17 protein-coding genes and 1 tRNA gene are annotated in these 16,161 nt (G+C 35.8%); 9 read left to right on the top strand and 9 right to left on the bottom strand.

The annotated features are described in order from the left end of the window. Positions 1–23 precede the first annotated feature (23 nt). The 3 genes from VCM44_RS09565 to VCM44_RS09555 are packed head-to-tail and all read left to right on the top strand — an operon-like array spanning position 24 to position 4,696. On the top strand, positions 24–1,721 hold the full coding sequence (locus VCM44_RS09565) for an ABC transporter ATP-binding protein (protein WP_334678668.1): 1,698 nt from the start codon (positions 24–26) through the stop codon (positions 1,719–1,721). After that, positions 1,714–3,507, top strand: coding sequence for an ABC transporter ATP-binding protein (locus VCM44_RS09560; RefSeq protein WP_334678667.1), 1,794 nt, complete (start codon positions 1,714–1,716; stop codon positions 3,505–3,507). Before VCM44_RS09565 ends, VCM44_RS09560 begins: the two co-directional genes overlap by 8 nt. Positions 3,508–3,529: 22 nt before the next feature. After that, positions 3,530–4,696: an NnrS family protein gene (locus VCM44_RS09555; protein ID WP_334678666.1), complete on the top strand. Its 1,167-nt coding sequence runs from the start codon at positions 3,530–3,532 to the stop codon at positions 4,694–4,696. Here the strand turns inward: VCM44_RS09555 and VCM44_RS09550 are convergent. Both VCM44_RS09550 and VCM44_RS09545 read right to left on the bottom strand, forming a co-directional pair. Beyond that, the gene (locus tag VCM44_RS09550; RefSeq protein WP_334678665.1) at positions 4,693–5,742 is read right to left on the bottom strand and encodes a Ppx/GppA phosphatase family protein; all 1,050 of its coding nucleotides are present in this window, start codon (positions 5,740–5,742) and stop codon (positions 4,693–4,695) included. The genes VCM44_RS09555 and VCM44_RS09550 overlap by 4 nt on opposite strands. After that, positions 5,729–6,901 carry a DNA cytosine methyltransferase gene (locus tag VCM44_RS09545; RefSeq protein WP_334678664.1) on the bottom strand — a complete coding sequence of 391 codons (1,173 nt, stop codon included), beginning with the start codon at positions 6,899–6,901 and terminating at the stop codon, positions 5,729–5,731. Before VCM44_RS09545 ends, VCM44_RS09550 begins: the two co-directional genes overlap by 14 nt. A 164-nt stretch (positions 6,902–7,065) precedes the next feature. On the opposite strand from VCM44_RS09545, the gene VCM44_RS09540 reads away from it, so the two are divergent. Genes VCM44_RS09540 through mnmA form a run of 3 tightly spaced genes read left to right on the top strand, consistent with a single transcriptional unit; the run spans position 7,066 to position 10,719 of the window. Beyond that, positions 7,066–8,427, top strand: coding sequence for a hypothetical protein (locus tag VCM44_RS09540; RefSeq protein ID WP_334678663.1), 1,362 nt, complete (start codon positions 7,066–7,068; stop codon positions 8,425–8,427). Beyond that, complete coding sequence (locus tag VCM44_RS09535; protein WP_334678662.1) at positions 8,427–9,560, top strand: M28 family peptidase; 1,134 nt, start codon at positions 8,427–8,429, stop codon at positions 9,558–9,560. The genes VCM44_RS09540 and VCM44_RS09535 overlap by 1 nt, the downstream gene beginning before the upstream one ends. Positions 9,561–9,585: 25 nt before the next feature. Next, complete coding sequence (gene mnmA, locus VCM44_RS09530; RefSeq protein ID WP_334678661.1) at positions 9,586–10,719, top strand: tRNA 2-thiouridine(34) synthase MnmA; 1,134 nt, start codon at positions 9,586–9,588, stop codon at positions 10,717–10,719. Here the strand turns inward: mnmA and VCM44_RS09525 are convergent. Then, positions 10,711–10,851, bottom strand: coding sequence for a hypothetical protein (locus VCM44_RS09525; RefSeq protein WP_334678660.1), 141 nt, complete (start codon positions 10,849–10,851; stop codon positions 10,711–10,713). The two genes, mnmA and VCM44_RS09525, sit on opposite strands and share 9 nt — an antisense overlap. 365 nt (positions 10,852–11,216) lie before the next feature. On the opposite strand from VCM44_RS09525, the gene VCM44_RS09520 reads away from it, so the two are divergent. Together VCM44_RS09520 and VCM44_RS09515 are read left to right on the top strand one after the other, a co-directional pair. Beyond that, the gene (locus VCM44_RS09520; protein WP_115363812.1) at positions 11,217–11,561 is read left to right on the top strand and encodes a hypothetical protein; all 345 of its coding nucleotides are present in this window, start codon (positions 11,217–11,219) and stop codon (positions 11,559–11,561) included. 118 nt (positions 11,562–11,679) lie between these two features. Beyond that, on the top strand, positions 11,680–12,141 hold the full coding sequence (locus tag VCM44_RS09515; protein WP_334678659.1) for an ASCH domain-containing protein: 462 nt from the start codon (positions 11,680–11,682) through the stop codon (positions 12,139–12,141). A gap of 33 nt (positions 12,142–12,174) precedes the next feature. Here VCM44_RS09515 and VCM44_RS09510 read toward each other — a convergent pair whose 3' ends face one another. Together VCM44_RS09510 and VCM44_RS09505 are read right to left on the bottom strand one after the other, a co-directional pair. Beyond that, on the bottom strand, positions 12,175–12,876 hold the full coding sequence (locus VCM44_RS09510; protein ID WP_334678658.1) for a hypothetical protein: 702 nt from the start codon (positions 12,874–12,876) through the stop codon (positions 12,175–12,177). Between the two features lie 276 nt (positions 12,877–13,152). Then, positions 13,153–13,237: transfer RNA gene (locus VCM44_RS09505), tRNA-Leu, on the bottom strand. A gap of 112 nt (positions 13,238–13,349) precedes the next feature. Here VCM44_RS09505 and VCM44_RS09500 point away from each other — a divergent pair. Continuing rightward, positions 13,350–14,012: a hypothetical protein gene (locus tag VCM44_RS09500; protein ID WP_334678657.1), complete on the top strand. Its 663-nt coding sequence runs from the start codon at positions 13,350–13,352 to the stop codon at positions 14,010–14,012. Here VCM44_RS09500 and VCM44_RS09495 read toward each other — a convergent pair. From VCM44_RS09495 to VCM44_RS09480, 4 genes are read right to left on the bottom strand one after another with little or no spacing between them, the layout of a single operon-like run. Then, a complete protein-coding gene (locus VCM44_RS09495) occupies positions 14,009–14,542 on the bottom strand; it encodes a zinc-dependent peptidase (protein ID WP_334678656.1) in 534 nt (177 codons plus the stop codon). The genes VCM44_RS09500 and VCM44_RS09495 overlap by 4 nt on opposite strands. A gap of 55 nt (positions 14,543–14,597) precedes the next feature. Beyond that, complete coding sequence (locus tag VCM44_RS09490; protein ID WP_115363802.1) at positions 14,598–15,239, bottom strand: NAD(P)H-dependent oxidoreductase; 642 nt, start codon at positions 15,237–15,239, stop codon at positions 14,598–14,600. Next, positions 15,232–15,669, bottom strand: a complete 438-nt coding sequence (locus VCM44_RS09485; protein ID WP_334678655.1) for a MarR family winged helix-turn-helix transcriptional regulator — start codon at positions 15,667–15,669, stop codon at positions 15,232–15,234. Before VCM44_RS09485 ends, VCM44_RS09490 begins: the two co-directional genes overlap by 8 nt. Then, complete coding sequence (locus VCM44_RS09480) at positions 15,669–16,145, bottom strand: glutathione peroxidase (protein WP_334678654.1); 477 nt, start codon at positions 16,143–16,145, stop codon at positions 15,669–15,671. Before VCM44_RS09480 ends, VCM44_RS09485 begins: the two co-directional genes overlap by 1 nt. Between the last annotated feature and the right edge of the window lie 16 nt (positions 16,146–16,161).

Genomic DNA, 16,161 nt, shown 5'->3' with positions numbered 1-16,161 from the left:
ATTAAAATCATATAATCTTTGCAATGAGTACGCATTATAAAATTTGGCTGAATTACCTTAATCGAAAAAAATCAATCTATCTCCTAGGTGTTATCTCAATAATTGTCTGCAATATTTGTCAGGTATTTTATTCGAGGGCCATGGGCGACGTTGTAGACTTCTTAACACATAAGACTATGCCTGCTTGGACGATTGATTCATTTATTTATGGTAGTGACCTTAAACATAAATTCTTCTTCATCTTTAGCGCAGTGGCACTGTCACGCATCATGCTATATTTTGGCCGTGTAGGGTGGCGTATCTTTTTAGGTCGACAAACTCATCATGCTGGCGGTTTTTTAAAAGATGATATTTGGCAAAATGCACAATACTTTTCAATGGATACTCTTGTAAATAAATACCCGAAAGGAATTTTAATGAGTGCTGCAAATAGCGATGTTGGACAAGCTCGCTTTGTTTTTGGCTTCACAATTGTCGGTATTGCAGATGTTTTATTCCTAGGCCTATTTACAATCATTTCACTATTTCTCATTAATGTGAAAATTACAATTATCTCATTCTTAGCATTGCTAATTGTTCCAATTTTTGTTCGCTATATTTCTTCAATGGAAATGAAGCGATATGATGTTGCTCAAGACTATCTTTCATACTTTAACGATGAAACTTCTAAGGCAATCTCCACTGTAAGATTACAGAAATTAGGAAATACGGCATCTTTTTGGTTTAAGAGATTATATGCTGGTGCTCAAAAGTATCGAAAAATGAGACTACTCGCTAATCACACATCAATGCTTTATATTCCGTCATCTGGCTCAGCCTCAATGGCCACTTATATAATTCTTTTCACTTACGGTATAACTCTTTTGATGGATGGAACAATTACTGTTGGTGAGTTTGTTGCCATACAAGGATTAGTTTATCTCTTACAAGATCCACTTGCTGAACTTGGTTATATTATTTCAGATTGGAGAAAGTCATTCACTTCTCTAAAAAGACTTGCTGAAATTTATACTCATTTAAAAGAAGATTATCTACTTGCTGAAAAAGAAGGTGAGGAGATTTCTGGTGAAGAGGTCTTTTCGATAAAGAATCTAAATTTTAGCTATGAGAAAAATACACCTATTCTTACTGATATCAATCTCGAAGTTAGAAAAGGGATGCGTATTGGGATTATTGGCCAGATTGGTACAGGTAAAACAACTCTCTTAAATATTCTAAGTGGATTAGAAAGAGACTTTAGTGGACAAGTGTATTTCTTTGGAAAACCTTTTAAAGAATATAGTCATAAGTTTCTTAGGTCTCATATAACAATGGTTCACCAAAAATCATTTCTCTTTGCTGATTCTATTAGAAATAATATTTTGATGGATCAGGACTTATCAGATGAGATTCTTTGGGAAGTTCTCGAAGTTGCAGGACTTAAAAATGACGTTGAAAACTTTGATGATGGGCTTGATACTCAATTAGGAGAGTGGGGAGTCAATTTATCAGGTGGACAAAAACAGCGTCTTACTCTTGCAAGAGGTCTTGTACGTAAACCTGAAATTCTCCTTCTCGACGATTGTTTATCGGCCGTTGATACGGTTACTGAAGAGAAGATTTTATCAAATATTGATAAGTTTCTACCGAATTCCACATTAGTTTGGGTTGCCCATCGTGAGTCGACTTTAAAATATTGTGAAAAAGTGATTAATCTTGATCGTGAGGTGAGTGATGAGTAAGGCGAAACAATTTCTTGCACAAGATGATCAGGAAGAATCAAATTATAAGAAACAAGGTCACTCGGCCTTTAAGACTTCTGTATTTCTTTTTAAGTATGCAAAAGGTCATCGTATACAAATTGCATTTGCCATAACCCTTCTGACTTCATTTACTGTATTGTCGATGGTTTCAGGTCATGCCATGGGTGTTCTTGTCGGTGAGGGGCTTGCAAAAGAAAACTGGGAATTAGCTAAAGAATGGGCCATATATATTCTGGCCTTAGAATTTATCAGTATCCTTTTACAATTTGGTGGAAGAAGATATCTAATCACTCAAACTAGTCTTGTTATATTAAAGATTAGAGAGAGATTATTTGAAAAGCTATCTCACTTACCCCTTAAGTTTTTTGATTCTTGGCCACAAGGGCGAATCGTAACTCGTATGACTCACGATGTAGAAGGGATTGAAAAATTCTTTACTAGCTCATTAGGGCGTATCGTTACTTCTGTTCTTATGATTGTCTCTTCTGCTACGGCGATGCTTTTAACTGACTTTAAGCTTGGTGTATATGTAATTATAGGGATGTTGCCAGCGATGGCCTTTCTCCTATTAACAAGAAATAAAACAGGAGCACTAAACCGCTCTATTAGTAAGCACTCATCACATATCAATTCAAAACTTTCTGAATATATTGATGGGATTCACGTTATTCGATCTTTTGGTGTTGAAGATTGGTCTTATGCAAATTTTAAATCAGCAGTTGATGATCAACAAACAGTCCAACTTGGTGCCAATTCTTTCTATGCTTTTACTATGCCAATGCTTTCGTTTCTTTGTGGGCTTCCACTGTTAATCTTAGTTTGGTTAGGAGGGAGTGCAGTCGTTGATGGAACACTAACACTTGCATTATTTGTGGCCTTCTTGCGTTATTGTGAAAGATTCTTTTGGCCTGTTCTGTCTCTGTTTAGGGAAGTAGCCAATATTATTACAGCATTCACTAGTACAAATCGTGTCGCTAATTTTATTGAAGTCCAAACAGAAAAAGAAGTCTTTGATCAACGTGATGAGAGGCGACATAAAGTTATTGGAGAGATTGAATTCTCTCACGTCACTATGGGATATAATGATATTTCCAATGCTCTGAATGATGTATCATTTAAAATCACAAAGGGTGAAAAAATTGGAATTGTCGGTCCAACAGGTTCTGGTAAAACCACTGCTGTGGCAGTCTTATCTCGTCTGTATGACTATCAAAAAGGTGATGTTCTAATTGATGGGCAAAACCTAAAAGAGCTTGATATCGATAATTATCGCGATCAAATCGGAATTGTTTCTCAAGATGTGATTATCTTTGATGGAAGTCTTCGTGAAAACCTCTCAGTTAATCCTGATCTTACAGATAAGGATATTTTATCAATATGTGATAAGACTGGAATGAGTAAGGTTATGAGCTATTCAAACTTAACTCTTGATAGTGTCATTAAAGATGGAGGCTCAAACTTATCGGCAGGTGAGAAACAGGTTATTTCACTTACTCGAGTTTGCCTGCAAAACCCTAGCATTCTTATCCTTGATGAAGCTACAGCGCACGTGGACCCATACTTTGAAAAGATTCTTCATGATGGTATTCATAACGTAATGGATGGGAAAACTTCTTTTTTCATTGCTCACAGGCTTGATACAATTAAAGAATGTGATCGAATCTTAGTATTTAAAGATGGAAAACTTGTGGAGTTTGATACACCAGAAAATTTAATCGCTGCCCGAGGTATTTTCTATGATCTTTCTCAGGCTTCTCTGCATTGATTTAAGATGATAATATGAACTTATGAAAAATACTCTTCCAGTATTTAATATAAGTTTTAGGCCATTTTTTCTTTTAGCGGCCATTATTGCTATTATTAATGTAACATTTTGGGTTAGTGCTTTTGTTAAGGGAACTGATCTTGGTCTAGTTAACTTTGATCCATTATTCTGGCATGGCCATGAAATGTTATTTGGGTTCACTTCTGCACTTATTATTGGCTTTCTTTTTACAGCAAGCTCACATTGGACGCAAACAACTCCATATCGTGGATGTTTTTTAATCTTTCTTGTCGCCTTATGGTTGATGGAGAGATTTTCTTATTTCCTAAATATTAGTCATAATTGGTCTATTATATTGCTCAATATCTTTTATCCTGCTTCAATTATTCTTCTTTTCTTAAAACTAAGAAAGAATAAACAAGTCTATATTTTTATTCCTCTACTTAGCACCTTATGGATACTATCTATTCTTCACACCTATGGATATATGAGTGATAGCTTAAGTCTCCAAGACATTTCAAAGAACTCTGCTAGTGCCATTATTCGATTGTTAATTTTATTAATTCTTGGTCGGGTCATTCCATTTTTTACAAAGTCTCGTTTTAAAGATTTAGATTTGAAAATTAATGTTCCAAAATTCGTACAACGTTTTTCTATCTTAACATTAATTATATTAGCATTGCCTCTTTCTCTCTTTTTAAGTCCTTCGGCGATAATTATTGTCTATCTAATTTGTATTATATTTAATACTTTACGAGTTCTATACTGGAAGCCTCTTATCGGTATGAAAGAGCCAATGATTGCAGTCTTATATATTGGCTCATTTGCACTTGTTTTCGGACTAGTTATGGAGCTAATTGGATTCTTTAATGGCTCCATTGGATTCTCTCAAGCACCACTGCATATGCTATTGGCCTTCGGTTTAGGTAGTGTTGCTATCGGAATGATGACTCGTGTTTCTCTTGGTCACACAGGGCGAATTATTAAGGCAGATAAGTATATAATTATCTCTTTTGTCTTCGTTATAATTGGGGCATTGATACGAGTATTTGTGCCGATTATATGGAATGAGTTTTATGAGACTTCACTGCATTATGCTAGTGGGTTTTGGACATTAGGCTTTATCATTTATCTTGTAAAGTTTTTCTGGCCACTTGTAACAAAGCGACCAGACGGTAAGTTTGGTTAATTCCAAAAGTCTTTATTAATGAGAAGTCCGTGGGCCATATTGATCTTTAGTGGCCTAACTTGATCGACTTTTAGTGTTTGCATGAAGCCAAGAACAAGTGCGAGATTTGTCACATCTGTTACAGCGTATTTACTGTCGATTTCTTTATCACTGAGTTTTGATCTTTCAAGTAGTTTTGATAGGAGAGTCGATTGGTTATAAATTCGATTCGTCTTTTTAAATTGTTCACCAATACTATAGTAATGAACACCACCAACACCAATGACTTGATATCCTTTTAAATTACCAAAACGACTAAATTCTTGTTTTGAAATAAATCGTGCTAGATCCATTGAGCGAAGTGCTCTTTCCTCTGTTAGTGGATTAGGAGTTTTCGTACCATCTGGATATAACTCTTTTAAAACAAGATTTTTAAATGGAACAGAAGCGACTTTTAAAAGGGCAACCTTTGTACTTCCATCTGCAAGCGGCTTTGTTATTTGCATGCTTCCGCCACCAATATCCCAAACAGCAACTGGAGACTTCTTAGGAAGTTTCATTGTTTTAGTTTTTGATAAGGCCGCATAATATGCAAAACGAGCTTCATCTTTTTGAGAGATAATTGTAAGAGGTATGCCACTGTTATTGGTAATTGTCTCAGCTGCTTCTTCACCATTATCGGCCGTTCGAAATGCAGATGTTGCTACAGCCTTGATGTCACTTGCACCCTGATGATCGGCCATGTATTTAAACTCTTCAAAAACTGCACTTAGTTTTTGAATCATTGAAGGTGTAATTTCATTTTCTTTTGATGCTTGTAGGGCCTCTTTAAGAGGAACTGCTCTTTGTGCTTCAAAAAGAATTCCTTCAACAAGTCCTTTACAAGTATTAACGAGACCTACCACGAGTTTTGTGGAACCTGAGCCTAGATCAATTGCAGCTCTCTTAGTATGACATTTAGAGCTCTCGGCAATGTCATGATATTTTTCACTACTTCTTTGAAAGCTTCCACAGGATACGATGACAAGAAGTAGTGTACTAAATAGGATGTTCTTAGCGGTAAACAAATGCTCCTCCTCGAACATCATTAATGATACTTTTAACCTTTGTCTTCTTATTTACTTTACCGTCATGCTTGGCCTTTAGGTGGGCCTTATGCATTTTCTTAATGGCAGTACCAATGGCCTTACCCATAAGAGGTGGAACAGCATTACCAATTTGTCTCCACTGAGCAGAGATTGGGCCACTAAAAACAAAGTGATTAGGGAAGCTTTGAATCTTTGCAGCTTCTCTTTGTGTTAGGTAGCGGTGCTCTGTTGGATGGTAGTAGCTATGACGATGAGTCATTATCGTTGGAGAAACACTTTTTGAATCAAGTCTTTGATACTTCGTTTGTCTAAAGCGACCTTCGCGCATATTTTTCCAATCAACTCCCAGTTTCGTTGTTGGTGTTAAATATGCTTTCTCATCTTTTTCATAACGAATTCCTTTTCCTTCAGGAATTCTCTTAATTCTTTTTAAATCTAATTTTGATTTTATTTTTGCACTGTCTAGATCATGATTATGAATTTCACCATTTTTATCGGTAAGGTCACTTAAGGCCTCTCCTACTGTAACTGGTGGACGATATGTTTTTGCAACAACTGTGTCATGTGTAATTTTTGGAAACTCAACCTTTTCATTAATTCGAGATCCTATGAAAATTGTACGACGACGCTTTTCTGGGACTCCGTAATGCTGAGAGCTTAGAACTTTTACGTCGAGATTATAACCGAGACGATTAAATCTTCTAAAGATTGCCTGTAAAGTCATCTCGTTTTTCTTTGCCAGAAGACCAGTTACGTTTTCAATAACAATAAATTCTGGTTTGGCCAACTTCACAATTCTTACGAATTCTAAAAAAAGTTTATTACGAATATCATCTGGGTTTCCTGGGCCAACAGTTGAAAAACCTTGGCAAGGAGGGCCACCAACAACTAGGTTTACATCAGTATCACCTAGAATTTCTTTAATTCTCTTGTTTGTAAGTTTTGATATATCACCACAATATGGATAGGCCTTCTTGTGATTTAGGGCAAATGTATCCATTGCGTGTTTATTGAAGTCAATTCCAAGTACACATTCGAGTCCGGCCATTTCTAGTCCGCAGCTAAAGCCACCGGCACCTGAGAAAATATCAATAAACTTAAGCTTTTTATTCTTCCTTGATTTGTTATTAGTGCTCATAACTACTTTTTTAATTCCTTGTGTGTTGTTGTATCCCTTAGAGAAATATTATCCGTTTTTGCGCTGAGTTATGTCAATGAAATATATGAGCTTTTTGGTTTGGAATGATGCCTTGAAAATACATCCACACTACATAAATTTTCAAAATCACATATAATATAAGTATGCAAAAATCCAAACGTGAAAGAGTTATCATCGGTATGGATGGTGGAATTGATTCTGCTGTCACGGCCTTATTATTAAAGAAACAAGGATACGATTGTATCGGTGTTAATATCTCATTCTTTGAGCGTGTGACGCAGGAAGATGAAGACTTCGTTACTAATTTTAAAACGAAACTTACTCCCGAAGGGCGCATTCCTGATGAACTCGCTGATGATGAAGAAATGAAAGAAGGACTTCGTCGTTTTGAAAAGATTAAATGGGTCAGAAGAATTAATCATATTTTTAAGGATTGGTTTTGTGCACCTCAAGAGCAGATAAAGGATATTTGTCGCTTAATTGGGATTCCTTTCTATGTAACAAATGCTAGTTCTGAATTTGAAGATCGAGTCATTTCATTAATGTTAAAATCACGATTTGCTGGGATTTGGCAAAATCCAAGTCTAGATCGCGCGACATTGATTTTTGATATTCTAAATTCAAAGCTTGAGGCCTTAAAAGCAACTAAGATTGCTACTGGCCATTACTGCAAGGTAATTGCAAATCATGGCCAATTTGGACTTGTGCGACCAAATGATCCAAATGAAAATGATTGCCATCTCTTAAGTAATCTATCTCAAGAGAGTCTTTCAAGATTACTTCTGCCTATTGCTGATCTTAATACTTCAGAAGTTGATCGAATTGGAGCACTGGTAAGTGCTAATTCGTTTACTCGCGCAAAACTTAAGGCCAAGAAAAAAGCTCGTGCACAGACATACCAGTCAGATGAGCTATGTGATTTATATCCTCGTTATGTGGCCCCTAAGTTTATTAGGGAAAGTAATATCTATGATCATTCAAATGATAATGTTGTTGGCGCACACGATGCTCACTTCAGATATCATCTCGGCCAGACTCATTATAAAACAAAAGAGGGAAATCCCCGAGTTCCCGACTCACAAATTGTCGTTATCAGTATGTCTAGAGGACATATTTTTATTGCTAAGAATAAAGAATTAGAGTTTGAAAGAATAGTCTGTCATCATTTTGAAAATTTTAATGTTGTCGATACAGCAAAGCCTTTAGAATGTTATGGAAGTCTCCTATCAAATGGAAATACTTTCAAAGGGACTTTATATCTTCTAAACAATGGAAATATCTTCTTTGATTTAGAAGATAAAAAGAATGGCATTGTATTTAGAGGAGATACGATTATGTTCTTCTTAAAAGATGCTCCTTCTGCAAAGGCCATCGGCCATGCTAAAGTTTATCAAAGCGGTCATTTTGTTGATGGCCAATTCTATATGTTACCACTTTCAAAAAGAGAAAAAGAAGAGCTTGAGGAAACTCAGGCACTACCAAAGAAAAGAGAAATAGGGTTTTAATGAAGTATTTTATTTTATCGATTATTTTTATCATTACATCAAATAGTTATTCACAAAGCTATAAGCTTAATAAGTCAAAACGCTCACCAGAGCGTGCAAGAAAGCTATATTATTCTGTATCTAAATTTAAAGAAGATTATATCGAAAATATTCTTACAAGCTTTGTTAAGCAAACAAGACCTAATCGCTACGTGGGAACTGAGGGAAATAAAAAAGCACAGAAGTTTATTCTAGACTACATTAATAAGAATGTTCGTAAAAAGAATACTAGCGTTAAGAGTATAAAATTTGTTCCAGATATCGAATATGCCAAGAAGATGTATCAGAGTGATCTTGATGCAACAAAGGGGAAGTTGACAAAATCTCAGCTTGTAAAGTGGGAGAGGTTCACTAAAGAACGTGAGGCCCATCTTGATAAATTAAAATCAACAAATGGCCATAATATTGTATGGGAGAAGAAGGGCATAAAAAAGCCTAATGAAGTCATTGTCGTGGGTGCTCACTTCGATACCGCTGCATATAATAAGAAGAAATTAGAAATGATTGAGGGTGGTGTACAGCCTGGAGCTGACAATAATGCTTCTGGTGTTGTGGCCGCTCTTGCTCTTATTGATATTCTATCTGAATTAGAACTAGAGAAAACAGTAAGGGTAGTTTTCTTTGATTTTGGAGAACTTGGATTTCTTGGCTCGTACGATTATGCAAAGAACCTTACCTTAGAAAAAGGAATAAGAGTTTATTCATATGTTGAATTATTAATGCTTGGATACGATACAAAAACTCTTGATAAGGAAGAGAAGCTTGGCAATATGAAACTCTATTATTCTACACCTTCTTCAAGTCTACATAATCTTGAAAAGTCTATCGCACAAAGTTTTTATGCCGCCTCTTCTGAGGGAACTTTTCGTGTAACCTTTCAAACTCATTCAAAGAATTTCCTTAATGGTGATAATGTCTCATTTCAAAAAATGGAGATCCCAAGTGTAGTCTACACTCAAAATTGGGAGAGTGATTTCAATGGAAACCGCATCCATTCGAGGGCCGATCATGTTTCCTCAATAAATATAAAGACTTTACATCACTCAACTACCAATATTGCCATGGCCATTGCTTCATGGGCACTAGACCTCTAGGCGCTAAATGTGCTAAAAGAGGCACATGACAAGTATCGGAAATGGAAAAACAGTAATCGTTGGTATGTCTGGAGGTGTTGACTCTTCAGTGTGTGCAGCTTTGCTTAAGGAGCAAGGCTACAACGTTATTGGTATGTTCATGAAAAACTGGGAAGAGCAGGACGAAAATGGGAATTGTAAGGCCTCTCTAGAATTTGAAGATGTTATCAAAGTTTGTGAAAAACTAGATATTCCATATTACTCAGTCGATTTTGTAAAAGAGTATCGTGATAATGTATTCGCAAATTTTCTCGAAGAATATGAACAAGGTTACACTCCTAATCCAGATATCCTTTGTAATCGTGAAATTAAATTTAAGGTCTTCTTCAATAAAGCAATGGAGCTAGGTGCAGACTATCTTGCAACTGGCCACTACTGTCAAACGAAGAAAATTGACGGCCAATCACGCTTAATTAAGGGCCTAGATAATAATAAGGATCAGACTTATTTTCTTTATACTATCAAGTCAGATGTTCTTGATAAGGTTCTCTTTCCTGTTGGAAATATTGAAAAGCCACAGGTTCGTGAAATTGCAAAGAAATATGACCTCATAACTCATGATAAGAAGGATTCAACAGGGATCTGCTTCATTGGTGAGCGTAACTTCAAGAACTTCCTTTCTAATTATATTCAAATCAAAGAAGGTGACTTCGAGCTTCTTGATGGAACGAAAGTTGGGCGCCATTCTGGATCAGCATTTTACACAATTGGACAAAGAAAGGGACTAGGCCTTGGTGGACCTGGTGAGCCTTGGTTTGTCGTTGGTAAAGACACTCAAAGAAATGTTGTATTAGTTGAGCGTGGTGAAAAGCACGGTGCTTTATATGCTGATTACTTAACAGCAACAGAGCTTTCTTGGGTTGATAAAGACTTCGTGCCAAGTGTAGGCCAAAGAGTTAAGGCCAAGATTCGCTACCGTCAAAAAGATCAAGCCTGTACAATCACTGAGGTCGCTGATGATTTTGTAAAAGTTGAGTTCGATGAACCTCAACGCGCAATAGCTCAGAGACAGTCGATTGTTTTCTATACTCAAATGAATGGGGAAGAGGTCTGTCTTGGCGGTGGAATGATTAAAGAAGCTGGCCCAAGTTACTTTGAGCAAAATAAAGAATTACCATAGTTTAGGGTCATTCAAATTATCTAACTTTCCTTTTTTTCCACGATTTTTAAAATGGTCTTTTTGTTCATAGAATTGGCAGTCGTTACCGCTTTCTTGTTTTACGAGTATTGAAGGCATAGTAGTAGATTTCATGTCGAATTTTCGGCATCCACGAGGGGCGTATTTGTCCCAAGTACTATAGTAATGTTTGCATTGCATACAATTGACTCTTTTCACTCTTTAATTTTACCATGCTCCTTATTTAGGTAAAATTAGAGGAAGTTCTTTCGCCCTAGAGATTGATCACTATTTTAACTAAATAAAAAACGCTTAAGTGTTTGGAATTATTCATTTATAATTGTCTATCTAAAGCACTATTGACCAAAAAGTTGACGTTCATTTTTAACAACCTACCAATATTACATGGGGCATCCCAAAATATCTTGGCCTGAGTTATGCTTTATATATAGTGACTTATTAATAAGCACTATGCTTAATTTACCGAGGATTATAAATTAATGAAACTTACAGATTCAAATTCAACACCTAATAATGACGTCTTAGTGATGTTTCCTGCTTCTAAGCATTTTCCAATTGGCGATGATGTGAAGCAAGAGCAGAGTGCTTCTAAAGAAGTGAAGCCACTTTCTGAGCTCGTTAACGAATTTGAAGCTGAGGTTGCAAAGGTAAAAGAAGAGAGACGTCCAGTTATGGCCATTCCATCTAAGGAAAGTATCAAGGCCATTAGATCAACACGTTCATGCCAAACAGCAATGGAAATCCGTCTTGCTGCTCTTGAAGAAATTGAAAAACGCCTAAAATTCTATCTTGAAGATATGGGTACATCCAAGCGTAGTATTTAGAATTAAATATACGATCGAACTTGAATGTATGCTTAAATAAAAGAAGGTGCCCTAGAGCACCTTTTTCTTTTTATATAACGATAAAGAATTGAATAAGGATTTAGAAAGGACTTTAAAGATGAGCAGCTTAACTCCAGAGGAATTTTGGGACTTATATGAAGAAACACTCGATGAGAAGTTAGATCATCCCCATATTGAGATATCAATTGCAGGTAATGCTGAAATTGCAGATGAGCTTCTTGCTTTGTATTTATCAGGTAAGAAAAGTGCCGGAAGTGGTCTTGTTAAGGACTATGAGCTAGCAGGAGATCCTTTACCTGAAGTTGATAATTTCTGGATAATACTAGATTCTAAGAATAATCCTCGCTGCATTGTTAAGACTATTGCTGTTGAAATTAATAAGTTCAGTGATATCTCTAAGAAGATAGCTGAGGCCGAAGGCGAAGGGGATCTGTCAGTGGAACACTGGAAAAAGGCCCATCGTGACTTCTTTACACCATATTTAAATGATTGGGGTATTGTTGATTTAGACGATGAAGACGTTGTTACAGAATTTTATGAGGTTGTATTTCAGAAATAAAAAAAGGCCCTTAACTAAGGGCCTTCATGCTTTTTATATTTTGTTATTCCAGTAATCTTGCGCCCAAGTTTTCAAGTTCTTCTTTGGAACTTCTGTATTTCTTCTTGCACCTTTGATTTCAACTTTTGTTTCCTTGTTTCCAAAGTCGATACCGCCAGTCTTTGTTAGACAACGATTTCCACCGCTGTTATCTGAGTGTATTTCTTCCTTACAAGATAGCGTAATACTTTTAACATCTTTAAGGTTCTTTGCTGTTAGTGAGATTCCACCTCTTGAAAAGCTTCTTGTACCTTCAATTTTCACATGATCAGCTTTCTTGGCCATATCTTTAAATAGGCCATCAATTTGATCATTGTGAGTCTTATCTAACTTGATGATGACAGGTCTTCCAGTAGCATATGTCGTATAATATAAACGATATGAATCACCGTGCTTAGAAAACGTTAAGTCACTATATGCTGTTACATCTGTTCCAAAGCGCTTCATCTTATCTTTGTTATGAGCACCGATATATGTTTCACTATGCTCCTTAAAACGAGCAATAAATAGCCCATATTCACTATGAATATCTTGTACGAATTCTGTTAGAGCGTCTGAGCGTGAGTCATCATAGAAGTGTTGTGCTGAGCCTTTGATAACTTTATCTTTAGTTGAAAAGAAGTCTGTAATTCCGGCAGTTGCTGTTGTTGACGAAACTAAGAGCAATGCTAATGAGGTCATTTTAATCTTATTCATCTCTAATCTCCCTAAGTTTTATTTGTTTGTTTGATTAACAATTTATCATTGGTTGTCGATAATTTATGTTTTATTGAAGTGATTACAGGGCCGTATAATATCGGAACATGTTTTAGTTATTTCGGTCAGTTGTCGGGTTTTTGGTAGGTATTTAGTGGGGAGTTTGCAGGTCGTTGGTAGCTAACTGGTAGGTACGCGATGGACTTGGCCGACTTTCGGCTTACTTGTATTTAAGCAAGCTATGTATTGAAAATGTTGTATTGGGATTTGAATGAATGGTGCCTAGAACTGGACTTGAACCAGCAAGCCTTGCGGCACACGGCCCTCAACCGTGCGTGTTTACCAATTTCACCACCTAGGCACATTGAAATCACTTGATTTGCCAAGATATATTAATCATTTATGAATTAGATGGCAATGGTAAATTTATATAGTCTCTTGTCGTGTGCGTCGTGTCGAGATACGTTATGCAAATGATAAAGTATATTCTCCTCATTATCTTATCGTTCAGTATCGTTGCCTCTGAGTATACAAGGCCAAGCGATTATGCAGAGTTTACTGTTGTGATTGACGCATCTATTGATGATGTATGGGCATATAATTCAAAAAATGAGAATGCAAGAAAGTGGTCAACCTACTTTTATAAGATAGTCAGCTGCCCAATTAGTGAATGCCCTTGGAATGCCAATCTTAAACAAAGTGATATCGGTTTTACTAGGCGATGTTTTAGACGTGCAGATGAAAAAGGGACTTTCTGGGACGAAACAACGACCAAAATAGAAAAGAATAAGGATCTGTATTATAAGCAAATCAGGGCCTATAACTTCAACGAATTCATGGATATTTTCAACTATAACGAAAAGGGAGAGTTTCTTGTGGAGCAAATCTATAAGAAGCTTGGCGAAAATAAAACTTCTCTGACATTTCGATCTGGCTATATAGAGCGCGATGAATTAGAGAAAGAAACATCAAGTTTCAATTACTTTATGTGGAAGCAGATATTTCGTTTTATCACAAAAAGAAGTGTGACAAATACTTTTAAGTGGAATCTTCAAAATATAAAGGCCCATATTGAACAAGGAAGCAATTACAAACAAGTCCATCCATATAGCGATGATGATTCAGACTTCTATTAAACTTCCACTTGATAAAACTTAAGTAGTTTGTCGTAAACTGCTGGATGATCAGTTTGTAGCTTGTTTGGAGATTCAAAAAATAGCTCAGAATAGTAGGAGAAATTTCCTCGCAATTCTTTTAAGGCCATCTTTCCAAAGTCGATTTCGAATTGTTTCTCGTTTTGAGAAAGCCATTCTTGAAAGCTCCACATTGAATTTATCTCTTTAATATTTGGATAGTAATTAGTTTTTCTTTTAAAGATTGGTAGGCATGCATAATATGAAGTTTTTAAACATTCATTTTCACTTAGCTCTGTTGACCATTTTTTTTCACTATAGAAAATAAGAATAGAGTCTAGGAGTCTTTCTTGTTCCTGTTGTGATAATTGAGAAAATAGCTTCGTTTCATCCCTTAAGAATTCTTTCCAGGCAGGCTTTTTTTCAGACAACTTCTTTAATGCCAAATTACGAGCAAGTTTTTGTGAATAATGCTTGTAGAAGAAATAACCAAATAATAGAGCAAAGAAAATAATAAATGGAATAAAAATCATAAATGGAGTTTAACTTATAATTAATAAAAAGGCGACCAAAGGCCGCCTTTACCAATTAGATAACTTTGAATACTTCATCAAAACTAAATCGAACCTTTTCAAGGTCTTTGTACTTATCTTCATCAGAGCGGTAACCAAGTGCCACTGTACCTAGAGTTTTGTACTTAGTTCCTTCTAGACCTAAAATTTTATCATATTCTTCAGGTACGATTCCTTCAATTGCACAAGTATCAATGCCTTGTATCGCAGCTGTCATAAGTAGTTGTCCCATTGCGATATAAGTCTGTCTCTGTGCCCATTCTGAAATAGTCTTTGATCGTGGCCCGTCAATAAGTGCCGCTTTCATTACATCGTAGTAACCTTGTAGTCCTTCGCGCTCAACTTTTCTTTGATCAGCAATTGATTGAACAAATTTTTCAATATACTCTTCATTAAGTTCTGTCATATATGCAAGTACTACATAATGAGAAGCATCTGTAACTTGAGCTTGTCCCCAAGAATATTCTCTTAGTTTCTCACGTGTCTCTTTGTCATTAACAAGTATGAACTTCCATGGTTGTAGACCGAACGAGCTCGCAGCGAGTCTCAAGGATTCATTTAATACGTGTAAATCTTCGTCTGATATCTTCTTGTCTTTATCAAAGACCTTTGTAGCGTATCGCCAATTAAGTGCTTTTAAAATTTCTTCATTATTCATGTGTGCTCCATAGGTTATATACTTTATCTGCTTCAGCTTTTAGCTTTTGTATTTCACTAATATCTATTTCTTTTGAACAAAGTAGTTTTTGAGGTATTGATTTTGCCTTTTTCTTTAACTTCTTTCCCTGTGTCGTTGTTGTTATATAGACAATTCTCTCGTCATCCTCACATCTTTTCTTCTCAACAAGTTTCTTTTCAATAAGTCTCTTTACAAGAGGGGAGAGTGTTCCAGTATCAAGTGATAACTTATCTCCCAGCTCAGACATATTAACTCTTTCATCTTCCCATAGAACAAGCATGACAAGATATTGAGGATAAGTAAGGTTTATCTCTTCAAGATAAGGCCTGTACTGACTTGTTATCAATTTACTTAATCGATATAGGCTAAAGCAAACTTGGTTTTCAATGTAGAGGATTTCATCACTCATTATTTAAAACTCTTTTTTATATCGTTTTCAATGCTCTCAGGTTTATCAATAGGAGCATATCTTTTTACTGGATTGCCTTCGCTGTCGATAAGAAATTTTGTAAAATTCCATTTGATCTTCTCGCTACCTAGAAGACCTGGAAGTTCTGATTTTAAATATTGAAATAGTGGATGAGTATTTTCACCATTGACTTCAACTTTTTCAAAAAGTGGAAATGATGTTTTAAAAGTTAAATCACAAAAAGACTGAATGTCTTCTGAATTACCAGGTTCTTGCTTTCCAAATTGATTACAAGGAAATGCTAAGACTTCTAATTTGTCTTTATATTTATCATAGATCTTTTGAAGACCTTCATATTGAGGAGTAAAACCACACTTACTTGCAGTGTTTACAATAAGTAAACTCTTTCCTTTAAATTCACTTAAAGAGCGCTCATTCCCTTTGATATCGATTGCTTTGTAATCATAAATACTCATAATGGTCTCCTTAGTT

Source organism: Halobacteriovorax sp. DPLXC-1 (genome assembly GCF_036903125.1).
GTDB lineage: Bacteria > Bdellovibrionota > Bacteriovoracia > Bacteriovoracales > Bacteriovoracaceae > Halobacteriovorax_A > Halobacteriovorax_A vibrionivorans.
The sequence above is the reverse complement of the archived record's forward strand: the minus strand, read 5'-3'. Positions and strand labels throughout refer to the sequence as shown.